The 20,944-nt window shown below is 39.6% G+C and carries 18 protein-coding genes and 4 tRNA genes; 13 read left to right on the top strand and 9 right to left on the bottom strand.

Annotated features, from left to right (window positions below; genetic code table 11):
- Positions 1-53 precede the first annotated feature (53 nt).
- From QL995_RS11685 to QL995_RS11675, 3 genes are all read left to right on the top strand, one after another.
- Positions 54-1,196: a methionine aminotransferase gene (locus QL995_RS11685; protein WP_290294226.1), complete on the top strand. Its 1,143-nt coding sequence runs from the start codon at positions 54-56 to the stop codon at positions 1,194-1,196.
- A complete protein-coding gene (locus tag QL995_RS11680) occupies positions 1,184-1,957 on the top strand; it encodes an amidohydrolase (protein ID WP_290294225.1) in 774 nt (257 codons plus the stop codon). The genes QL995_RS11685 and QL995_RS11680 overlap by 13 nt, the downstream gene beginning before the upstream one ends.
- A 75-nt stretch (positions 1,958-2,032) precedes the next feature.
- Positions 2,033-3,448: a mannose-1-phosphate guanylyltransferase/mannose-6-phosphate isomerase gene (locus QL995_RS11675; protein ID WP_290294224.1), complete on the top strand. Its 1,416-nt coding sequence runs from the start codon at positions 2,033-2,035 to the stop codon at positions 3,446-3,448.
- Between the two features lie 30 nt (positions 3,449-3,478).
- On the opposite strand, the gene QL995_RS11670 is transcribed toward QL995_RS11675, so the two are convergent.
- The 3 genes from QL995_RS11670 to QL995_RS11660 form a co-directional block, all read right to left on the bottom strand.
- Complete coding sequence (locus QL995_RS11670; RefSeq protein WP_290294223.1) at positions 3,479-5,635, bottom strand: response regulator; 2,157 nt, start codon at positions 5,633-5,635, stop codon at positions 3,479-3,481.
- Positions 5,636-5,802: 167 nt separating this feature from the next.
- Positions 5,803-6,459, bottom strand: coding sequence for a response regulator transcription factor (locus tag QL995_RS11665; protein WP_004334929.1), 657 nt, complete (start codon positions 6,457-6,459; stop codon positions 5,803-5,805).
- A 220-nt stretch (positions 6,460-6,679) separates the two neighbouring features.
- Positions 6,680-7,048 (bottom strand): histidine triad nucleotide-binding protein, encoded by a 369-nt coding sequence (locus QL995_RS11660; RefSeq protein WP_007579887.1) that lies wholly within the window; start codon positions 7,046-7,048, stop codon positions 6,680-6,682.
- Between the two features lie 92 nt (positions 7,049-7,140).
- Here QL995_RS11660 and QL995_RS11655 point away from each other — a divergent pair, with 92 nt between their 5' ends.
- Complete coding sequence (locus tag QL995_RS11655) at positions 7,141-7,740, top strand: DUF2057 domain-containing protein (protein WP_282115063.1); 600 nt, start codon at positions 7,141-7,143, stop codon at positions 7,738-7,740.
- 59 nt (positions 7,741-7,799) lie between these two features.
- On the opposite strand, the gene QL995_RS11650 is transcribed toward QL995_RS11655, so the two are convergent.
- Positions 7,800-9,641, bottom strand: a complete 1,842-nt coding sequence (locus QL995_RS11650; RefSeq protein ID WP_165729507.1) for a M1 family metallopeptidase — start codon at positions 9,639-9,641, stop codon at positions 7,800-7,802.
- Positions 9,642-9,784: 143 nt separating this feature from the next.
- Here QL995_RS11650 and murB point away from each other — a divergent pair, with 143 nt between their 5' ends.
- From murB to QL995_RS11605, 9 genes are all read left to right on the top strand, one after another.
- The gene (gene murB / locus QL995_RS11645) at positions 9,785-10,795 is read left to right on the top strand and encodes a UDP-N-acetylmuramate dehydrogenase (protein ID WP_169061283.1); all 1,011 of its coding nucleotides are present in this window, start codon (positions 9,785-9,787) and stop codon (positions 10,793-10,795) included.
- Positions 10,792-11,784: a bifunctional biotin--[acetyl-CoA-carboxylase] ligase/biotin operon repressor BirA gene (gene birA / locus QL995_RS11640; protein ID WP_290294221.1), complete on the top strand. Its 993-nt coding sequence runs from the start codon at positions 10,792-10,794 to the stop codon at positions 11,782-11,784. Before murB ends, birA begins: the two co-directional genes overlap by 4 nt.
- A complete protein-coding gene (locus tag QL995_RS11635) occupies positions 11,781-12,491 on the top strand; it encodes a type III pantothenate kinase (RefSeq protein ID WP_290294220.1) in 711 nt (236 codons plus the stop codon). Before birA ends, QL995_RS11635 begins: the two co-directional genes overlap by 4 nt.
- A 126-nt stretch (positions 12,492-12,617) precedes the next feature.
- Positions 12,618-12,693: transfer RNA gene (locus tag QL995_RS11630), tRNA-Thr, on the top strand.
- A 40-nt stretch (positions 12,694-12,733) separates the two neighbouring features.
- Positions 12,734-12,818 (top strand) — tRNA-Tyr (locus QL995_RS11625).
- A 44-nt stretch (positions 12,819-12,862) separates the two neighbouring features.
- Positions 12,863-12,937 (top strand) — tRNA-Gly (locus QL995_RS11620).
- Between the two features lie 11 nt (positions 12,938-12,948).
- Positions 12,949-13,024: transfer RNA gene (locus QL995_RS11615), tRNA-Thr, on the top strand.
- 128 nt (positions 13,025-13,152) lie between these two features.
- Entirely contained in the window at positions 13,153-14,337 is a 1,185-nt protein-coding gene (gene tuf / locus QL995_RS11610) for an elongation factor Tu (protein ID WP_024589451.1), read from the top strand.
- Between the two features lie 231 nt (positions 14,338-14,568).
- Entirely contained in the window at positions 14,569-15,213 is a 645-nt protein-coding gene (locus QL995_RS11605) for a hypothetical protein (protein WP_290294219.1), read from the top strand.
- Between the two features lie 46 nt (positions 15,214-15,259).
- Here QL995_RS11605 and QL995_RS11600 read toward each other — a convergent pair whose 3' ends face one another.
- The 5 genes from QL995_RS11600 to QL995_RS11580 form a co-directional block, all read right to left on the bottom strand.
- Positions 15,260-16,456, bottom strand: coding sequence for a dipeptidase (locus QL995_RS11600; RefSeq protein WP_290294217.1), 1,197 nt, complete (start codon positions 16,454-16,456; stop codon positions 15,260-15,262).
- 64 nt (positions 16,457-16,520) lie between these two features.
- Entirely contained in the window at positions 16,521-16,775 is a 255-nt protein-coding gene (locus QL995_RS11595; RefSeq protein WP_007582257.1) for a YheU family protein, read from the bottom strand.
- Positions 16,772-17,764, bottom strand: coding sequence for a hydrolase (locus QL995_RS11590; RefSeq protein WP_007582255.1), 993 nt, complete (start codon positions 17,762-17,764; stop codon positions 16,772-16,774). Before QL995_RS11590 ends, QL995_RS11595 begins: the two co-directional genes overlap by 4 nt.
- 838 nt (positions 17,765-18,602) lie before the next feature.
- Positions 18,603-19,025, bottom strand: coding sequence for a TIGR02444 family protein (locus tag QL995_RS11585; protein WP_290294216.1), 423 nt, complete (start codon positions 19,023-19,025; stop codon positions 18,603-18,605).
- Positions 19,009-20,931, bottom strand: a complete 1,923-nt coding sequence (locus tag QL995_RS11580; RefSeq protein WP_290294215.1) for an ATP-binding cassette domain-containing protein — start codon at positions 20,929-20,931, stop codon at positions 19,009-19,011. The genes QL995_RS11585 and QL995_RS11580 overlap by 17 nt, the downstream gene beginning before the upstream one ends.
- Between the last annotated feature and the right edge of the window lie 13 nt (positions 20,932-20,944).

Raw genomic sequence — 20,944 nt, 5'->3', positions numbered from 1 at the left:
TTTAAGCAATGATAGCATCGCTTTAAGCGCAAAACCATCATTAAGGGCATCACGTGTTTGAAAGTAAATTACCAAATTTAGGCGTTAGTATATTTAGCCAAATGAGCGGGTTGGCTAATGAGTTTTCGGCAATTAATCTCTCTCAAGGCTTTCCTGAGTTTGATGCTCCTGATCTTTTAAAAACGCAGTTAAATTATTATGTGCAGCAGGGCGTTAATCAATATTCACCTTCAAGTGGTGTACCACGATTACAGCAACAAATTGCTGATTTAGCAAAGCGCAAATATGCAGCTGATATAAACGCAGCTGATCAAGTTACTGTTACCTCGGGTGCAACAGAGGCATTGTTTGTAGCCATTCAAACAATTGTGCGCCCCAGTGATGAAGTGATTGTATTTGACCCTGCATATGACTCCTACCAACCCGCAATTGAACTCGCTGGTGGGAAGTCGGTGCACATTGCTTTAAGTGCGCCAAATTACACTATTGATTGGCAAGTAGTAAGCCAAGCAATTACTAAAAATACCCGTGCAATTATTATTAATACGCCTCATAACCCAAGCGGTAAAATATTACAGCCACAAGATATAAAAGCGCTTAAAGAGTTAGTTGGTACTCACAATTTGTATGTAATAAGCGATGAGGTATATGAGCACATTACGTTTGATCAGCAACCGCATTTAAGCGTATTACGCGATGATGAATTATTTGCCAAAAGCTTTGTTGTATCGAGTTTTGGTAAAACGTTTCACAGCACGGGCTGGAAAATGGGTTACTGTATTGCACCTGCCGATTTAGCTGTCGAATTTAGAAAAATTCATCAGTACGTTACGTTTTCAAGTTTTACCCCCGCACAGCATGCGCTTGCCGATATGCTCGAGCAGCAAGGCGAGCATATAGATGAGCTAAGTGGGTTTTATCAGCAAAAACGCGACTTATTAGCGAGCCATTTAAGTAACAGTCGTTTTAAAATTTTACCTAGCCAAGGCACTTACTTTTTATTATTAGATTACAGTGATGTATCGGATTTAAACGATGTTGAATTTTGCCATTGGTTAGTTGAGCAAGCCGGTGTTGCGGCTATTCCGTTAAGTGTTTTTTATCAAAATCCACCAACCGATAAAGTCATTCGTTTATGCTTTGCTAAAAACGACAACACTCTCATAGAGGCTGCGCAAATATTATGTCAACTTTAACCATTACAGCATTGCAAAGCTCGCTTTATTGGCTTGATAAAGATGCTAATTTAGCCATGTTTAATAAACAGCTTGAAGCAATTACGCATCAGCCCGATCTTATTTTACTGCCCGAAACATTCTCGACTGGCTTTGCTATTAATTTAGATTGTGCAGAGCCTGAAAACGGTAAAGTACTGACGTGGTTAAAGGCGCTGGCTCATAAACATAATGCGGTTATTGCAGGTTCGGTACTTGTTGCACAAGGCGATAAAAAAGCGAATCGGTTTTATTGGGTAAAGCCCGATGGTGAGGTGAGTTATTACGATAAACGCCATTTATTTCGCTTAGGCAGCGAGGGCGATTACGTTGTAGCAGGGCAAGCGCGCAAAGTTTTTGAAATCAATGGTTTTAAACTATTACCGCAAGTATGCTATGACCTGCGCTTTCCGGTATTTCAACGTAATAATAACGACTACGATGTAATGATAAACGTAGCAAACTGGCCTGCTGTGCGCCGCCATATTTGGGATACGTTACTTATGGCGCGTGCAATGGAAAACCTGTGTTACGTAGTAGGCGTTAATCGTGTGGGTGACGACGGTAATGGTGTGGAGCACAATGGCGGTACCGCAGTATACGACTTCAAAGGCGATGCGTTAACTAAAGCGCAAGATGACGCAGAGCAACTAGTTACTATCACGCTTGAAAAAGCACCACTGGATGAGTTTAAAGCAGCGTTTCCTGCCTATTTAGATGCAGACCCTTTTACATTAATATAGACACGTTAATTTAGCGCAGAGCCAATAAAGTGCTAAAATAGTCGCTGATATTTTTGTTGGCGGCTAATATACATTATGAACACTTTAATCACTCCTGTAATTTTAGCTGGTGGCATAGGCTCTCGCTTGTGGCCGCTTTCTCGCCAAGCAATGCCTAAACAATTTTTACCATTACTAAATGAAAACACGTCATTGCTACAAAGTACGTTGGCGCGTGTTTCTAATGAGTTGTTTGATAATGCTATTTTAGTGTGTAACGAACAGCACCGATTTATTGCCGCCGAGCAAGCTGCAAGCTCAACTCCTACTGCATTATTACTCGAACCCAAAGGTAAAAACACCGCTCCTGCCATCGCATTAGCCGCCCACTATGCACTGCAAAATGGGATTACCGGTCCTCTATTAGTGATGCCTGCCGATCATCATATTAAAAACTTTGATGTATTAACGGCTAAGCTCCCTGAAGCTGTAAAACTTGCTGAGCAAGGAAAGCTAGTTACATTTTCTATTACTCCTACAAAACCGCATACTGGCTATGGCTATATAAAACAAGGCGCGGCTATTGCCGGTACGGGTTGTTACGATGTTGCTCAATTTAAAGAAAAGCCTGACTTAGATACAGCGAACCGTTATTTAGCTCAAGGTGGTTATAGCTGGAATAGCGGCATGTTTTTATTTACCCCTGCGGCCTATTTAAAAGAGCTAGAACGGTTTGCGCCAAAAATAGCAACGAGTGTTGCTGCAGCGGCACAATTTACCAAAGATTTAGGGTTTACCCGCCCAAGCAATAGTGCGCTTGAGCACTGCCCAAGCAATTCAATTGATTACGCCATTTTAGAGCGCAGTAATAACGTAGTTGTTATACCTGTTGATTTAAAATGGAGTGATGTAGGTAGTTTTTCATCCCTTGATGCGCTTACAAAAAAAGATGAAAACGGTAATAGTTTAAATGCTAATTATATGGCTCAAAAAAGCACTAATAACTTAGTTATTAACGAGGCTGAACACACTATTGCCACGCTTGGAGTAAGCAATTTAGCAATTATTCATACTCATGATGCCACGTTAATTGCAAACCAAAATGAGCTAGATTCTTTGCCTTTGTTGCTTAAGCAAATTGCTACAACACAGGCTGATAAACTTAATCATCATCAAGTGGTTTTTCGCCCATGGGGGAATTACCGTACTTTGGTTGAAGGCGCTGGCTTTAAAGTTAAAAAAATTACTGTTAACAGTGGTGCTAAGCTTTCGACGCAGCGCCATCAGCATCGCGCTGAACATTGGGTTGTGGTTTCGGGTATTGCAGATGTGTGTATTGATAAGCAAGTACATACGCTAACGCACAACCAATCGTGTTATATCGCCGCAAAGCAAATTCATAGCTTGGCTAATAATCAAAAAGAGCCGTTAATTGTCATTGAAGTGCAAACCGGCACTGTACTTAATGAAAGCGATATAGAGCGATTTGATGATAAATATGGAAGAGGCTAATAATTAGCTATTTTTAAAGCTAATACACTATTACTCTAACTGCCCACGCACAAACTTTAAATATTGCTCTAAGCTTCGTTGCCACAGATCTAACGCTTCATCAAGCATATCGTTGTGTGGCTTTTTATCGAGTAAACGACGTTCTATTTTTTTCAGCTCAATACCATAGCGATTAAAACCAAGTTGCAGAGCGGTACTTGCTTGGCGATGTAAAAGCTTAATGCATTGCTCTGGTTGTTGATCAATAAGCTTTTGACAGCGAATTAGCTTGTTACGCGCCGAAAGCACAAACTCATTATAAATCGACGATACTTCATCTTCACTAAACGAGCTGGTGAGTGTTTCGGCCGCTGTTTTGTCATACAACGTATCAATAAGCTCTACTGCAATACTCGCAGTTTGATTAGATTGAGAGTCGCTAAGTGCTTGGCGAAGCTTTTCGTGCTTAATAGGCTTGCCTACAATGTCTTTTATTCCTAATTCTAAATACTCTTTTACTTCGTCAGGGCTAAGGCTTGCAGTAAATGCGAGTACTGGAGTTCGTTGATTTTTATGATCAATGCGTTTTAGACGTTTTAGTACTTCTTGGCCTGTTAAATCAGGTAGGTTCATATCAAGCAAAACAACATCGAAGTGGTGAGCTTGCATGAGCTCTATGGCGCTTTTCCCATCTTTTGCGAGCTTAATTTTGTGTTCATCGTCGGCCATAAATTCTATAGCAATTTTTTGATTTAAATCTAAATCTTCAACCAGTAGTACATCAAGACCTGTTAAGTAATCTTTAGTTTGATGGCGCTGCTCTACAAGGCTTAATTCACCTAAAGTAAAAGTAACGGTAAAGCTAAATACACTACCAGTACCAAGCTGGCTGGCTATTTCGAGTCGGCTACTGAGCTTTTCAAGCAGGCGACTGGTAATAGCTAAACCAAGGCCGGTTCCGCCTTTCTCTTTTCCTGCACTACTTTGTACATAAGGTTCTGTTAAGTAGGCTATCTCATCATTTTCTATACCTGGCCCTGAATCTTTGACACTAATTTTTATAGTGTGCTCAAGTTGTTTTTCTAATACTAAATCAACCTGAATTTTAACGGTTCCGTGGTCTGTAAACTTAATGGCATTACCTACTAAATTAATAATTATTTGCCTAAGTTTTTGCTGGTCGCAGTAATAACAGGCTTGCTCAGGAATATTACATATTAGTTCAAACTTGAGTTGCTTTTGCTCGGCGAGAGGACTGAGTAATAAACATAAATTATTAAGCCATGTTTTAAACTCTACATCTTCTTCGTAAAGCGCTTCGTCACTTTGATCTAGGCTCGCGTAATCAAGGACCTTATCTACCAATAAGTTAAGTGATTCGGCAGAATTTATAATCGCTTCGCAATAGGCTTTATTGCGGGTATCACTTGTTTGGTTCATAACAAGTTGGGCGCTGCCTAAAATACCGTTTAGCGGGGTGCGAATTTCGTGGCTTATAGTTGATAAAAAGAGCCCGCGTATTTCTAAATCTTTTTGTGCTTTATCGGCTAATTTATTGAGGTGCTGCTCTCTGCGCTCATTACATAATAACGCCATACCTGCAGCATAAAACATGGGTGCAATCACGCCATTTAAAAATAGCAAAGAGCTAAACCAGCCGTTTACTAAAAGATTTTTTTGTTCAATGTTATCCATAAATAACGAGCGGCCAATAAAGCTTAAAGCAACAAGCGTTAAAATGGTTATGTATACAATACTGCCATTAGGATAGGGTTTGCGTGCACACTTAATAAATATAAACAGTAAAAAACCGGCTTCTGCTATGTGTTGTATATCGGATGCAATCACTCTTTCGTGTAAAGATGGGTCAAAAAAGGTGTAATAGCCAAGCATTACAGTGCAAAAAGCGGTCATTGAGCAGAGTAATTTAAAACCAATACCGCGATAATTTAAAAACTGACTAAGTGAAAGGCAGTGCACTATTGATGCGGCAAACATCATGCTACTGGCAGCGCTAATAATTACTAAATTATGTGTATCACCAACAAGAGTAAAGCCAATAACAGAGCCTAATAGCAATATGGGATAGAAAATGTATAGCAGCGTGCCCGATATTTGTTTGTTTGTTCGCCATGTCAAAAAGTTAAGTAAGGTCATTACGACCATGATGGCGATGCTGGCAAAATAAAGAGTGAAGGAGTCGAGCATTAATATTCCAGCAAAGTAGCTATTAAACTAAAGTTATCAAAAGTATACACTTATACCAATCCTCAAAACAGATTACTTAATTAAGCTAATTGTTATTAGATAAGTATATAGCACATACAAAAACAGACACCTAAGTGTCTGCTTTTAAATTTAAACTAAATATTTGATTAACGAATTTCATCAGGGATATTTTGTTGTGCCCACGATAGAAGTTCAATACGGTTACGACATTTGGTTTTTCTAAATGCGCTGTATAAATGTGTTTTAACTGTGTGTGGACTGATACTTAAATCTTCTGCGATTTCTTTATTTTTCGAACCTTTACTCATTAGTGAGATTATTGCTTTTTCTCGCTTAGTAAGTTTAACAGGCTCAATATCCCCTTCGGTTAGTTTATGCAGCGCATCTTTATTAAATTGCAGCATACGATTTAATGCATTACACATAATATCGCGACGGTACCAAAGTTGATCTTCAAGTAGTAAGCGAATACCTTTCATTAATACATCGGCGTTATCTGTTGTGTAAAATACGCCACGAATACCGCTTAACAATGCACGATTAGCAAGTTCAGGGTTTTCGTCTAAATTAAATAATATGATATCGCATTTAATACGTAGGTTTACTAGTTGTTCTTTTAGTTTTCCCCATGCATCCTTGCTTGATGTTTCAATAAACAAAAGTCGAGTCCCTTCAGGTATGTCTAAAATATTAGTACCTGTGGTTACGTCAAGGCCTTGCGTTTTTAACAAAGGTTCTAAAACGTTAATACCAATAGTGTTAATTGGCTCTTGATCTAATAACAAAAAGGCTGAACTGCTCATGTTTTTTATACTCTTTTATAAAGCTGACTGACTAAGTTTACCACGACTTCCACACCTTTTGTATTAGAAAATCGCTGATGTACTCAATAACAAATACGATATTACGATTATTTAAACACAAAATGTTGCAAATAAGTAACTATTTATTCTTTATAACTATGAAAAATCATAACATTTGTAACTAATTAATTGAGTGGAACAATTTAATAAAAACTTTTAATTATTTTACTTTTTTTACATTTTGATAAGGTGGCCAGCCCATTTCTTTACCGCCAAGCATGTGTAAATGTATGTGATAAACAGTTTGCCCACCATGTTCGTTACAGTTCATAACTACGCGGTATCCGTCCTCAGCAAAATTATGTTGCTTAGCTAATTTAGCTGCAACTACGTATAAGTTGCCTACTAAATGTGAGTTTTCAGGATTTATATCATTTATAGTAGCAATTGCTTTTTTTGGGATAATTAACACATGAAATGGCGCTTGTGGGTTTATATCTTTAAATGCGAGAGTGTTTTCATCTTCGTAAATAATATCTGCTGGAATTTCACGATTAATGATTTTGGTAAAAATAGTTTCTTGGCTCATAGTGTGTTCCTAATTAAGAGTTGTGAATTTTAAGCTCACTAATGACAAACTTTCAAAGCAGTGTCAAACTGAAATCAAATAAAGGAGTTAATATGCTTAAACCAATTTTAATAAGTAGTGCAGTTGCATTACTACTTAGTTTTTCGGCTAATGCTGAGAATATTCACTTTCCAGAAGAATTTGTACCACTGCAAGTGGGCGATAAAATGCTAGAAAGCTCTTTGTTTAGTCGTATTGATGATGTAGAGCTTGCCCCCGGAACTTATCAGCTTAGGCTAAAGTACACCGATTTATATGAAGATGATTATGACACGCATGAAGTTGTGGAGTCGGAACCATTTTGGGTAAGTGTAACTGTTGAAGCAGGTAAAGATTATACCTTAGTGTTTAATCGTGCTGAAAATGCAGTATCTGCAAAAGTATTTGCAGAAGCACCACAAGTTAGTTTAAAAGCAAAAAGTAGCGCTGTTGCTAAGCCTTTAAGTGTTATTTCTAACACGCAGCTAGCAAGCAATAAACCGGTAATGCAAAATACAATGCCTGCAGGACCTTCACGTCCTAGTCAGCCAATAAAGCCGATAGCACCAATTACAGGTAAAGGCATGCCAAGTGCGCCGCAAATGCTTGATTTTTGGTGGCAACAAGCCACAACTACAGAGCGTAAAGCTTTTTTAGAAAAAGTAACAAAGTAAAATAACAGAAAAACAAAAAGGGCCAAATTTGGCCCTTTTTAGTGTCTAGTTAACACTATTTATTCAAATAATGCGTCAATAGTACCTTGCGCAAGAGGGTGATACCCAGGGCGTGCTTTTAAGTACACGCTTTGTGCCCAGTCTTTTTTACCGTTAGTGATAAGTGATTTATATAACGGCACAATTAACTTACGACGGCCAATACCTGATAAGTGCTTATTAAGCGCAGGATAAATTGGTTGATAACCATTACCTACTGCTAGCATAAACCAAGCAAACGCACGTTCAGCGTTAGTTGATTGCGTTAGGTTAAATTCACTATCAAGCTCGCTCATTTTCTCTATGCTTAAATCGCGTGGTAAGTTATTTAAAAAGTGTAGCCACTCATGCACAGACCAATCAGCCGTTGGTAGTTGAGCTGCTGTTGTGTCGCCTTTCAACCATGCTGCTGTAGCAGTATCTACTTTATCAAATGCATCAGACGTAGGGTTTGGCGCATCACTTGGTAAGCCAGGCTCAAAAATCCATTCGTTTACTTTATCCATACTTACAACACCAGGGTACTTCTCAATTAAGTTAGCTTTTAAGTAAGTAACAAATTGCGCGGTAGTAAGTGATTTAAACGAAAACTCTTTAAAGTACGCTTTTACGAACGGGTCAAACTTATCGCGGCCATATTTGTTTTCTAGATAGATTAAAAATAACTGACCTTTAGTGTAAGGCACTGAGCTAAACGCATCGTCTGGGTCGCGGCCATTAAGTTTTAAATTAAGGCGTGTATCTGGTGCATCAATTGTTTTAATTTGTGCGCGTAAAGATGCTGAATCAAGTGCTTGTTCCATAACCGCACGGTCACGACCAAATACTTCTTCCATAATGCGGTTTTCAACGTACGAGGTAAAACCTTCGTTTAACCATAAATCTTCCCACGTTGCGTTAGTTACTAAGTTACCTGACCAAGAATGAGCAAGCTCATGGGCAATAAGGTTAACTAAGCTTTTATCACCGGCAACAACCGTTGGGGTTATAAATGACAAGCGTGGGTTTTCCATGCCACCAAACGGAAAACTTGGCGGTAGCATTAATAAGTCGTAGCGACCCCATGCATATTCGCCGTACATAGCGTTTGTTTTGTCGATCATGGCTTGGGTGTCGTCAAATTCAGCAACTGAGGCATCTAAAATTGTAGGCTCAGCAAATATGCCCGTTTGGTGCGACATTGCTTTAAATTCTAAGTTACCTGCACCAATAGCAATTAGGTAAGGTGAAATTGCTTGTGGCATATCAAAAATGTAGTCACCATCTTTATAAAGCGCATCTTTGTTGTCGGCACTCATTACAGCACGTATATCTTTTGGTGTATGAATTCGTGCAGAGTAAGTTACACGCATTGCGGGTGTATCTTGCACTGGGATCCAACTACGTGCATGAATTGCTTGCGATTGGCTGTACATAAATGGATGCGTTTTACTTGCCGTTTGCTCTGGTGTTAACCATTGCAGGCCAGATGCTTCTGGACGACTGTTGTAGTAAATACGAACTAATTCAGCTTGGTTTTTAAACACAATAGTAAGCTTTGAACCTTTAACGTCATCTCGCTTAGCTAAATCAAAAGTCGCCTTTTTCCAGTTACCACTTTGATCTTTGTACATTACTTTATCAATGTCTAAGTCGCGGGTATCAAGTACGAGAGTTCTACTTTTGCTGTTGTTCCACTGAAGAGTATGCTCCACAAAACCTTCTAACTGCTTGTCGGCAAAGTCGACATCTAAATCAAGGTTTAAGTGAGTAGTAACAACATCATCAAGGTTAGCATACGAGTTTTGGTCAATCGCATTAGCCATTGCTTGCGAACACATACCCGCCATAGCGAGGCTTAAAAAAAGAGGTTTAATTTTCATCATTACTCTGAACACAAATAAAAAAGTGCTGGTTTTATATCACGATTGACACGGTGGGTTGAGTGATTTTTACAATCTAGTGCCACATTTGCGACGATGAGGTAAACTATTGCGATTAGTTACCGGTATTTTTAGAGAGCTTTGTGGCGCATTCATTACACTCCTTACATACATTCGCATTAAACAGCCAATGCCAAAATTTTGTTGAAATTACTCAGCTTGAGCAACTTAAAACGCAAAGTTTTAGTGCACCGTTTTGTTTGCTAGGCGAGGGCAGTAATACCGTATTTTTAAATGACTACATGGGTACGGTTATAAAAATAGCCTTAAAAGGTATTAAAATCACCGAGCGTGAGAGCGACACACTAATAAGTATTGCTGCAGGCGAAAACTGGCATCAACTAGTCAGTTATTTATTAAAGGAAAATATACCCGGGCTTGAAAATCTAGCACTTATACCGGGCACTGTTGGCGCATCGCCGGTACAAAATATTGGTGCTTATGGCGTTGAGATAGCTAAATTTGTTGAGTTGGTAGAGTACTTTGATATAACCACTAAAACTATGCATTCATTGAATAACGAGCAATGTGAATTTGCTTACAGAGACTCAATATTTAAAAATGCTCTCAAAAATAAAGCAGTGATCACGCAAGTGCATTTAGCGCTCCCAAAAAAATGGCAACCAGTATTAAGTTATGGCCCTTTGCAGCAGCTAGATATTATTACTCCGCAAGCAGTATTCGATCAGGTTATAAAAACGCGCAATAGCAAATTACCTAACCCATATACACTTGCCAATGCGGGTAGCTTTTTTAAAAACCCAATAATAACCAACCAGCAGTTAGCTGAACTATTAAAGCAATTTGCGGATTTACCTCATTACGAATATGGGCAAAGTCATCACAAGGTCGCGGCAGGTTGGCTAATCGATCAAAGTGGTTTAAAAGGGCACCGCGAGGCCGGTATAGAAGTGCATCAACAACAAGCATTAGTACTTGTTAATCACGGAAATAGTGAAGGTATTGACCTAATAAGAATGATTAAACACATTCAGCAAGTGGTTTATACGCGTTACAGCATTATGTTAGAGCACGAAGTGCGTTTAATAGATGCGCGTAGCGAATGCCATATTAACGCGGAGCCTGAGCAATGAAAGCACCTGATGGAAACAAACTCGCTATTTTAAATGCACTTAACCAAGGGGGCTTTGTATCTGGCCAAGCCTTGGGTGAAAAGCTAGGAATTAGCCGAGCTGCGGTGAGTAAACATATCAAAACGTTACAAGAAATGGGCTTGGACATTTTTAAAGTGACTGGCAAAGGCTATAGCTTAAATAACCAAGTGGGCCTTTTAAATAAAACGCAAATTGATCAGCACTACAAAGCGCTAGGTGCTAATACTGCCGATGTAGAAGTGCACCCTATTATTGATTCGACCAACAGCGAGCTTATGCGCCGTATACAGGCTAAAACAGCGCTTGAGTCTGGCACTGTTATTGTTGCTGAAATGCAGCAAGCAGGGCGTGGCCGACGCGGCCGTGTTTGGCAATCCCCATTTGGCGCTAATTTGTATTACAGTTACTTTTGGCGTTTAGATGACGGGCTTCAAGCTGCAATGGGTGTATCAATTGCGGTAGGCCTTGCTGTTTATGATGCAATTAAAGCGTTATATCAAATTGACGTAGAGCTTAAATGGCCTAACGATATTTATATAAATAAACAAAAACTTGCAGGTGTATTGGTTGAATTAGATGGTCAACCGCAAGGACCTTGTCAGTTAGTGATTGGTATAGGTATTAATTTACAAATGCCTGAGAGTTTTAGCCAACATATAGACCAAGCGTGGACCGACTTAAATCAACATACTCAAAAGCTTGATAAAAACCAGCTGGTGGCGTCACTTACTTATCATTTAGAGCAGCGTTTAGTGAAGTATCGTCAAACTGGTTTACAAACTATGTATGAGCAATGGAATTCGCTTAATGCGTTTGCTGGCGATTATGTTGAGCTAAATACAGGACACCGAAGCTGGCGTGGAATATGCGAAGGTATTGACCCACAAGGTGGAATACGAATTCGCCAAGATGGTGAAGTAAAAAGTTATTACGGTGGGGAAGTCTCCCTCAGAAAGGCGCAAGTATGAGATTACTGATCGACGTAGGAAATACATCACTAAAAGCTGTGCTGTGGCATAACGAGCAAGCACAACCAGCAGATATAAATAACCTACCTTGGTTGCAAATAACCGAAGTGATTTATGCGTGCGTAGGGCGCAGTGATTTACTAAACGATATTCTTGCGCAAGCGGCTAGCAATAATATTACTTGCTTTGAAGCCAAGGTAACCAAAACGCTCGGAGATCTTGTATGCGCTTACGAGCATGTGGGTAACTTAGGCATAGACAGGTGGCTTGCGCTTATTGCAGGCTTTACGTTATATCCAAATAAAGCATGTATTGTTGTTGATGCGGGTACTGCGACAACAATTGATGTGCTTGATAGTGAAGGCCTACATTTGGGTGGCTGGATTTTACCTGGCCTTGATTTAATGACCTCATCACTCACACAAAATACTCAGCGTGTTTTTGATGACGGTAAAACACCGTTTACTAATGAATTGGGTAAAAACACGCCAAATGGTTTAAAAAACGGTGCCTTAGTGGCAACCATCGGGGCAATTGAGCAAGCTAAGCTGAATTTAACGGCTCAAAAAACAGAACAAGCAACACAAATTATTTTTGCTGGTGGCTATGGCTCACTATTGCAGCAGCAATTTGCAGGAAGTATTTTTGATTCATTGCTCGTAATGAAGGGATTGAATTATTGGTACGAATTAACCGAAATAGTATAAAAAAGTGCAAAAAACGCGTTTTCGCGTGAATATTGAGCATTTAAACTAAAAATTTACACTTTTTTTAATTTTATTGTTGCATCCCAATAAACCTTACTCTAATATCTCGCCCCGTACTAAAGCAGTGCCGACTTAGCTCAGCTGGTAGAGCAACTGACTTGTAATCAGTAGGTCAACCGTTCGACTCGGTTAGTCGGCACCACTTTCCTTTTACCGGAAGTGAATTAGTAGAGAATTATCGTGGAGGGGTTCCCGAGCGGCCAAAGGGATCAGACTGTAAATCTGACGGCTCAGCCTTCGCTGGTTCGAATCCAGCTCCCTCCACCACTTTATTCTTGACGGTTAGAGGTAGTTTAAGAACAGATTTTTATGCGGGCATCGTATAATGGCTATTACCTCAGCCTTCCAAGCTGATGATGCGGGTTCGATTCCCGCTGCCCGCTCCAGTTCTTGTGTTGCTGATATAGCTCAGTTGGTAGAGCGCACCCTTGGTAAGGGTGAGGTCGGCAGTTCGACTCTGCCTATCAGCACCAGTCCTAAGAATCTCCTTGATTACTTCCTTTATCTGTCAGAAAATACTATTTGAAAAAATTAACTTAATCTACCTCTGGTGGATTATTTTCATATGTAATTTAGATACACAAAACTGATAGGTTCCGTCATGGCAAAAGAAAAGTTTGAACGCGTAAAACCGCACGTAAACGTTGGTACAATCGGCCACGTTGACCACGGTAAAACTACACTAACTGCAGCAATCACTAACGTACTTGCAAAAGTATACGGCGGTGTTGCTAAAGATTTCGCATCAATCGACAACGCTCCTGAAGAGCGCGAACGTGGTATCACTATTTCAACGTCTCACGTTGAATACGATACTCCTTCACGTCACTACGCACACGTAGATTGTCCTGGTCACGCCGATTATGTTAAAAACATGATCACTGGTGCTGCTCAAATGGACGGCGCGATCTTAGTAGTTGCTGCGACTGATGGCCCTATGCCACAAACGCGTGAGCACATCCTTCTTTCTCGTCAAGTTGGCGTTCCTTACATCATCGTGTTCATGAACAAATGTGACATGGTAGATGACGAAGAGCTACTTGAACTAGTAGAAATGGAAGTTCGTGAACTTCTTTCAGAATACGATTTCCCAGGTGATGACTTACCTCTAATTGCTGGTTCTGCGCTTAAAGCGTTAGAAGGCGAGAAAGAGTGGGAAGATAAGATTGTTGAGCTTGCAAACGCACTTGATACTTACATCCCAGAGCCAGAGCGTGACATTGATAAGCCATTCATCATGCCTATCGAAGACGTTTTCTCAATCCAGGGTCGTGGTACAGTTGTAACTGGTCGTGTTGAAGCTGGTATCATCCGAATCAATGACGAAGTAGAAATTGTTGGTATCAATGATACAACTCGTTCTACTTGTACTGGTGTTGAAATGTTCCGTAAGCTTCTAGACGAAGGTCGTGCTGGCGAAAACATCGGCGCACTTCTACGTGGTACTAAACGTGAAGACGTTGAACGTGGTCAAGTACTAGCTAAGCCTGGTTCAATCAACCCACATACTACATTCACTTCAGAAGTATACGTACTTTCGAAAGATGAAGGTGGTCGTCATACTCCATTCTTCAAAGGTTACCGTCCACAGTTCTACTTCCGTACAACTGACGTAACTGGTGACGTACAGTTACCAGATGGCGTAGAAATGGTAATGCCTGGTGATAACATCAAGATGACAGTAACTCTAATCGCACCAATCGCGATGGATGAAGGTCTTCGTTTTGCTATCCGTGAAGGTGGTCGTACTGTAGGTGCTGGTGTTGTAGCAACTATCGTAGCGTAATAATTAACTTTAAAGTTAATTGTTAGAAAAAGGTCACTCAGGTGGCCTTTTTTAATGCCTGGAGAAAAGTGATTTGCTCCTAGGTATAGCTTTATTGCCGTAGCTTGGGTGGAGTTTTACGAAACCCGAGGGAAAGTTCTTTGTGGTATTATTTGCCAAATAAGGCGGCTTTGGGCATCCTAAAGAAGCTTTTAGAGTAAAGCTGTGGCAATAAAATAAAAAGGAATTAATTTGGACCCTTTTTTTAACTACCTTGAAAAAATAGATAAGAGATATCCTGCCTGGGACTTATCACTGTTTTTTATATTAATTTATTTACCAATATTACAGAGGGTTTATATGGTATTAAGTATTGCTGATCTTCTTACATTAATTATAGCTGGAATTACTGCTGTTATTGCTTTTGTAACGTATAAAGTCGCAGTTAAGTCACATGAAGCATCTAAACAGGCAGTTAAACTTTCTAAGTTGCAGCTAACTACTGAGCTTTGCTTAAAGCTTTATGAATTGAAGGATTACATAGACATTAAAACAAATAATTCTGGACTCCTCCTTTTAGACTTCTATAGTCCAATTATCGACCGTATAGAATATAAACAGAAGTATAGCTGCCTCCTATCATCAATAAAAGATAAAGCAAGGGTATCAATATTAAATGAAAGACTATCTGAAGAACTAGTTAATGTATGTGACTTTATTTCGAAAGACTCAGATTCAAAACTAGAACTAACAATTAATGAAAAAATTAAGAGCTTTTCACCTCAAGCATTATTTAGGGTTAACACAGATAGTGATAACCCTGATATTTACTTTCAAGCTTTGCATAAAAATATTAACGAAACAGTTTTAAAAGCCATAAAAGAACTTAAGCACTAAAGGAAATTCAATAAGCACTAAAAGATTTGCTATTTAACTTTCGCGATTAATGCTTTTTAGCATACTCTTCAGCTTGTTTTAAAACTCTTAATAAATTACCGCTAAGAATCTTTTTAATATCTTTGTCGCTGTAATCTCTGTCCATTAAACCTTGAACAAGATTAGGGTAGCTAGATACATCTTTTAAACCGATAGGTAATGAATCACCAACTCCGTCATAATCAGAGCCAATACCTACATAATCAATACCAATTAGCTCAACTACGTGATCAATATGGTCAAGCACCTGCTCAAGACTTGCAAATGGATACGGGTTTTTAGCGCGGTACGCAGCATCAAAATCTTTGCTTAATTTAGTGCCGTCTTTTTTAACGGACTCTTTTGTGCTTTTTAACTGCTTGCCCCAACTGCCTGCTTTAGCGGTAACAAAGCTTGAGCCAAAGTTAATTTGAATAACGCCGCCATTTTCTTTAAGTGCCAATAGCATATCGTCATTCATATTACGCTCAAAGCCAGGCGTGTATTTACGAAGTGATGAATGTGAGGCAATTACGGGTGTTTTAGATAGATCCATAACCTGATAAAACGCATCATCAGAAATATGCGATACATCGATTAGCATACCAATATTATTCATTTCAGTGACAAGATCTTTACCAAATGGGCTTAAGCCTTTCCATTTACGGCGTATATCGTAAGACGAATCCGAAATATGGTTGCTTTGCGAGTGCGCTAGCGTGATGTAGCGAATACCACGGTCGTAAAAGTGCTGAAGGTTTTTCATATCCCCTTCAATAGGAGAGCCGTTTTCCATACCCATCGCTATAGACAGCTTGCCTTGTTTAAATTGCTCTTCTATATCAGTACTTGAGCTAGCAATAGCAAACTTATCGGGTGCGCGCTGGGCTATGGCTTCCATACTATCAATCATTTGATTGGCTAGCTGGTAGCTTTTTCCTTTACCTTCAAATTCCAAATGCGCAGGAATATAAATTGACATAAACGGTGCGTTTAAACCGCCTTTTACAGCGCGAGGGTAGTCAAAATCGCCATCAGTTGTCGCTTTAGTTACATCAACCCAGCTTTCGTGAATTCGATAAGGTACGTCGATATGGGTATCAATTAAAATGGTGTCTTTAGCGAGTTTAATTGCCTTGTCAGATGCTGTTATTGTTTGTTCTGCTTGGGCTTGGCTAGTTAAAGCTAGTGATATGGCTACCACTAGAGTGCTGAGTTTTATCATGTTTTGGCTCTTTGGGTAAAAAGCCATTGTGTACGTTCAATTCAAAAGTTACAAGTACTACACCTTAATCAAACGCCTCTGCTTGATGCTCTTCACTTTGCAGCGCTTTAAATTCGCCCTTAGAAATAATAGTAACTGACTCATGTAATTCAGAGAAAAACACCATCGCTTCACCATTTTTAAGCTGAAGCTTAACTTGGTTAACTTTAGATTCGATGCTTGCTTCTACTTCGCCATAATCGGTGCCTTCGCGCAGTACATAGCTTTCTATTAGGTTGTATAGTGTATCTTTATCGAGTTGTTCAAAAGGGATAATCATAATTGCTCTTTGTTTGCGTTGCCTAAAACATGTTGCCCAAAATAGCATGGCACGGCTTTCTCTAACCAAAATATAGGCTTAAACGGATTTTTACCGCTAATAAAACCAACGTGTCCGCCTTTGTCAGAGATGCGCAGCGTAACATGCTCACTTACGTCTTGCCTACTTGGTACGGCCTTAATTGAGAGCATAGGGTCGTCTTTGGCATGAATAATAAGTGTAGGTATAGCGATATCTTTTAAGTACGGCATTGCACTGGCTTTGCGATAGTAATCGTGTGCATTTTCAAAACCATGCAGAGGGGCTGTTAACTGATTATCAAACTCTAATAAATCGTCAATTTTCATTAACTGTTTTGGTGTTAGTGAAATTTGCTGCTTAATTTGTGGCAGCTTTCGCTGCATTGATTTTTTCATGCGATCGAGCAGATATTTTTGGTAAATTTTACCTAAGCTTTTACGAATAACATCGCTTGATGACGACAAATCATAAGGAGCAGATACCACCGCTGCAGCACTTAGTGGGCATGCTTGTGATTGTTCACCTAAGTATTTGGCCAGTACGTTACCGCCTAACGAAAAACCTACAGCGACCATAGTGCGCTCAGGAAATTGCAGCTTTAAGTGATTTATAAAAAAGGCTAAATCGGCGGTGTCACCGCTGTGATAAGCGCGAGGTAGGCGATTGACTTCAGTTGAGCAATTTCTAAAGTGCATAAGCACAACTGCATAACCTTGCTTTTTTAACGCCTTCATCATGCCTTTGGCATAAAAGCTATTTATATTGCCCTCAAGGCCATGTAAAACAACGGCAAGTGGAGCGGTTTCGTTATGTGGAAGTGACCATGCGAGCTCAATAAAGTCACCATCAGGTGTATCAAGTTGCTCAAGTTCGTAGCGAGTGTGGTGAAATGGGCGGAAAAAACGCGGCATTATGGTTTGAACGTGACGATTGGTCATCCACCATGCTGGTTTGAACTGAGAGATCATGTTTGTACTACGCACTTTGTATTAAACGAAAAGCTAGTGTACCAAATTTTTCGCTTCAGAAAATAAAAAGCGCCTAACTAGTAAACTAATAAGGCGCTTTAGTGCGTCGTGCTTAATTTTGTTCGGGGATTTCTGCATCATGTATTTTTTTCAAAAAGAAAAAAGCAAAAAATATACACAAAGAAACAACGATGGTTAAAAACCCAAAAGACATAAATAAAACTGGATCTGTAAAAAAGTCTCTAAAGAATACGTTCATGAGTTGTTCCCCTCGTTGTTGATAGGTTAATCATAGGCGGTGTTTGCAGGTCGCAACGTGATCGAGATCAAGTTATTTACATAAGCAGATATAGGGGTGAAGCTAAGTTGATTTAGATCATGCTTTAAAGGCTACTAAGTTATTACCACTGAGAGCTAAGAGAGTTTTTCACTTTACCTAAAAGCGTAGCGCTTTAAACTTTTTTGAGTAAACCACTTAAAGATTTTTTGCACAAAGAGAAAAGAATGAGAAGTAAATGAGGGTAGAGCAACAAACTGCTCAATATTTATATTTTTACCTAAGTAATCTAGTTTGTTTTCCTCTAAAAGCGAAGCGCCTCTTAACTTCTTTGTGAGTAAATTACTTAAAGGTCTTTGCGCAAAAAGAAGAAAATTAGGGCTGGGTAATAAAATGCTGAGCTAAAAAACCGCTCAATATTTATATTTTTACCTAAGTAATCTAGTTTGTTTTCCTCTAAAAGCGAAGCGCCTCTTAACCTCTTTGTGAATAAATTATTTAAAGGTTTTTTGCACAAAGAAAATAGAATGAGCAGTAGAAGAGGGTATAAAAACTAGCAGCCTAAGTGGCTTTCATATACAGCTCAATATTGTTTGGTTCTGCATGCTCGATTAATTCAAACTCATTTACTGCTTCAATCAACATATGTTGCTGTTGTTTTTCAAGCTTTAGCTCAGCGCTTAGTAACTCTGCGCGTATTGTGGTGTAATCACTTATCGTATTCTGATTAGCTTTTAAATAGCTACGAGCAGCGCGCAGAGGCTGTAATGCATAAGTATCAAATTCACTAACTACTTGCGTTAACTCATTTAACTGTTGGGCATTAACACTTAAATTTAATGAATCTAAATAAAGCAGTAATAAGCATAAATTAACGTTTTTTCCTTGCTGGTTTTGTAGCGCCAGCAAGGTTGTTTGTTGATCAGGCTTTGCGTACAAGGTGCACGCAAACTGCCAAAAATGGTCGCTATTGAGCAAGTTCATCGGCGAATGCCTGCTCTTTTTCTTCCATTTCTTCAAGTGCCATAAGTAGCTCTTCTTCAACGTCGTTAAGTTTAGGCGTAAGGGTTGCTTGCTTGGCTAATAACTCTTTAAGCTTGGCTTTGTTGTCGTCGTTGTACAGTTCGTTATCACCTAAGGTCACTTCAACTTCACTTAATTCGGCGGTAAATTTATCGAGTTGCTTTTCAAGCTTTTCAATTTGCTTTTTAAGTGGCTGAGTGGCTTTTCTAAACTCAGCCTCTAAACGCTTTTGTTCCTTACGGTTAACACCTGGGTTTGCTTTAGGCTCGTCGGTTTGCTGCGCTTTAACCGCTTCTTTATTCGCGTTAAGTAACCATTGATAATATGCATCTAAGTCGTAGCCAAACTGGGTTACTTTGCCGTCATCTACTAAGTAAAACTCATCGGCAGTATTTTTAAGCATATGGCGATCATGCGAAACGGTAACCATAGCGCCTTCAAAGCCTTGTAGTGCCATAACAAGTGCATGGCGCATCTCTAAATCAAGGTGGTTGGTTGGCTCATCCAGTAATAATAAGTTTGGTTTTTGATATACCAACATGGCAAGTACTAAACGGGCTTTTTCGCCGCCCGAAAACGGGGCTACAGGCTCAAGTGCTTTATCGCCAATGAAGGCAAAGCCACCTAAAAAGTCACGTAGTGATTGTTCAGTGGCTTTTGGGTCGAGGCGTTGTAAGTGCATTATTGCACTGGCTTTTAAATCAAGGGATTCCAGCTGATGCTGCGCAAAGTAACCAATATTTAATCCGTGATGCTGAATAACTTCGCCCGCTTGCGGCTCTAAATCACCAGAAAGTAGTTTAATTAGCGTTGATTTACCCGCGCCATTTCGACCTAATAAAGCAATTCGGCTACCTGGTACAAGGTTTAGCTCTATATTATTTAAAATGGTGACGTCACCATAACCCGCTTTGGCTTTATCTATTGTCATTAGTGGGTTTGGTAATGCTTTTGGCTCTGCAAACTCAAAGTTAAATGGCGAGTCGGCATGTGCCGGTGCTAGTTTTTCCATGCGTTCAAGCGCTTTTACACGGCTTTGTGCTTGTTTAGCTTTACTGGCTTTTGCTTTAAAGCGCGTTATAAATTGCTCTAAGTGTGCAATTTGATCTTGCTGCTTATCAAACATTGCTTGTTGTTGTAGTAAACGCTCTGCTTTTTGGCGCTCAAACTGCGAGTAGTTACCTTTGTACACATTGATAAGTTGCTTATCTACATGCCAAATTTGGTCAACCACCGCATCTAAAAACTCACGGTCATGCGATATAAGTACAAGGGTGCCGGTATAAGCACGTAAAAAGCGTTCAAGCCAATAAACGGCATCTAAATCAAGGTGGTTTGTTGGCTCATCAAGTAATAGTAAATCGGCGTCGCGTATTAATGCTTGGGCAAGGTTTAAACGCATACGCCAACCACCCGAAAACGAGCTGACAGGGTTTTCTATAAGGTTATTGGCAAAGCCTAAGCCGTGTAATAGCTCACCTGCGGTTGATTCAATGCTGTAGCCTTTAATGTTTTCAAGCTGAATATGTACTTTGGCTTGTGTGTCGCCATCGTTGTTTTTCTCGGCCTCACGCAGTGCTATGCGCATTGCGTAGTATTCTGGGTGGCCTTGAAGTACATAATCAATCGCGCTTATTTCAAGTGCAGGTGTCTCTTGCTTAACAGAGGCGATAGACCAATCTTTTGGAATGCTGCAGTTACCGGCATCTAGTTGCAGTTCTGATTTTAGTAAACCAAATAACGTTGATTTTCCACAGCCATTAGCGCCAACAAGGCCTACTTTGTGCTCTGGAAATAATGTAGCTGATGCGTTTTTTAATAAGGCTTTACCGCCACGAAGTAGTTCTATTTCTGAGATTTGGATCATGAATGCGTTACTT

Source organism: Pseudoalteromonas sp. APC 3358 (genome assembly GCF_030408075.1).
In the GTDB taxonomy this organism is placed as follows: domain Bacteria; phylum Pseudomonadota; class Gammaproteobacteria; order Enterobacterales; family Alteromonadaceae; genus Pseudoalteromonas; species Pseudoalteromonas arctica.
The sequence above is the reverse complement of the archived record's forward strand: the minus strand, read 5'-3'. Positions and strand labels throughout refer to the sequence as shown.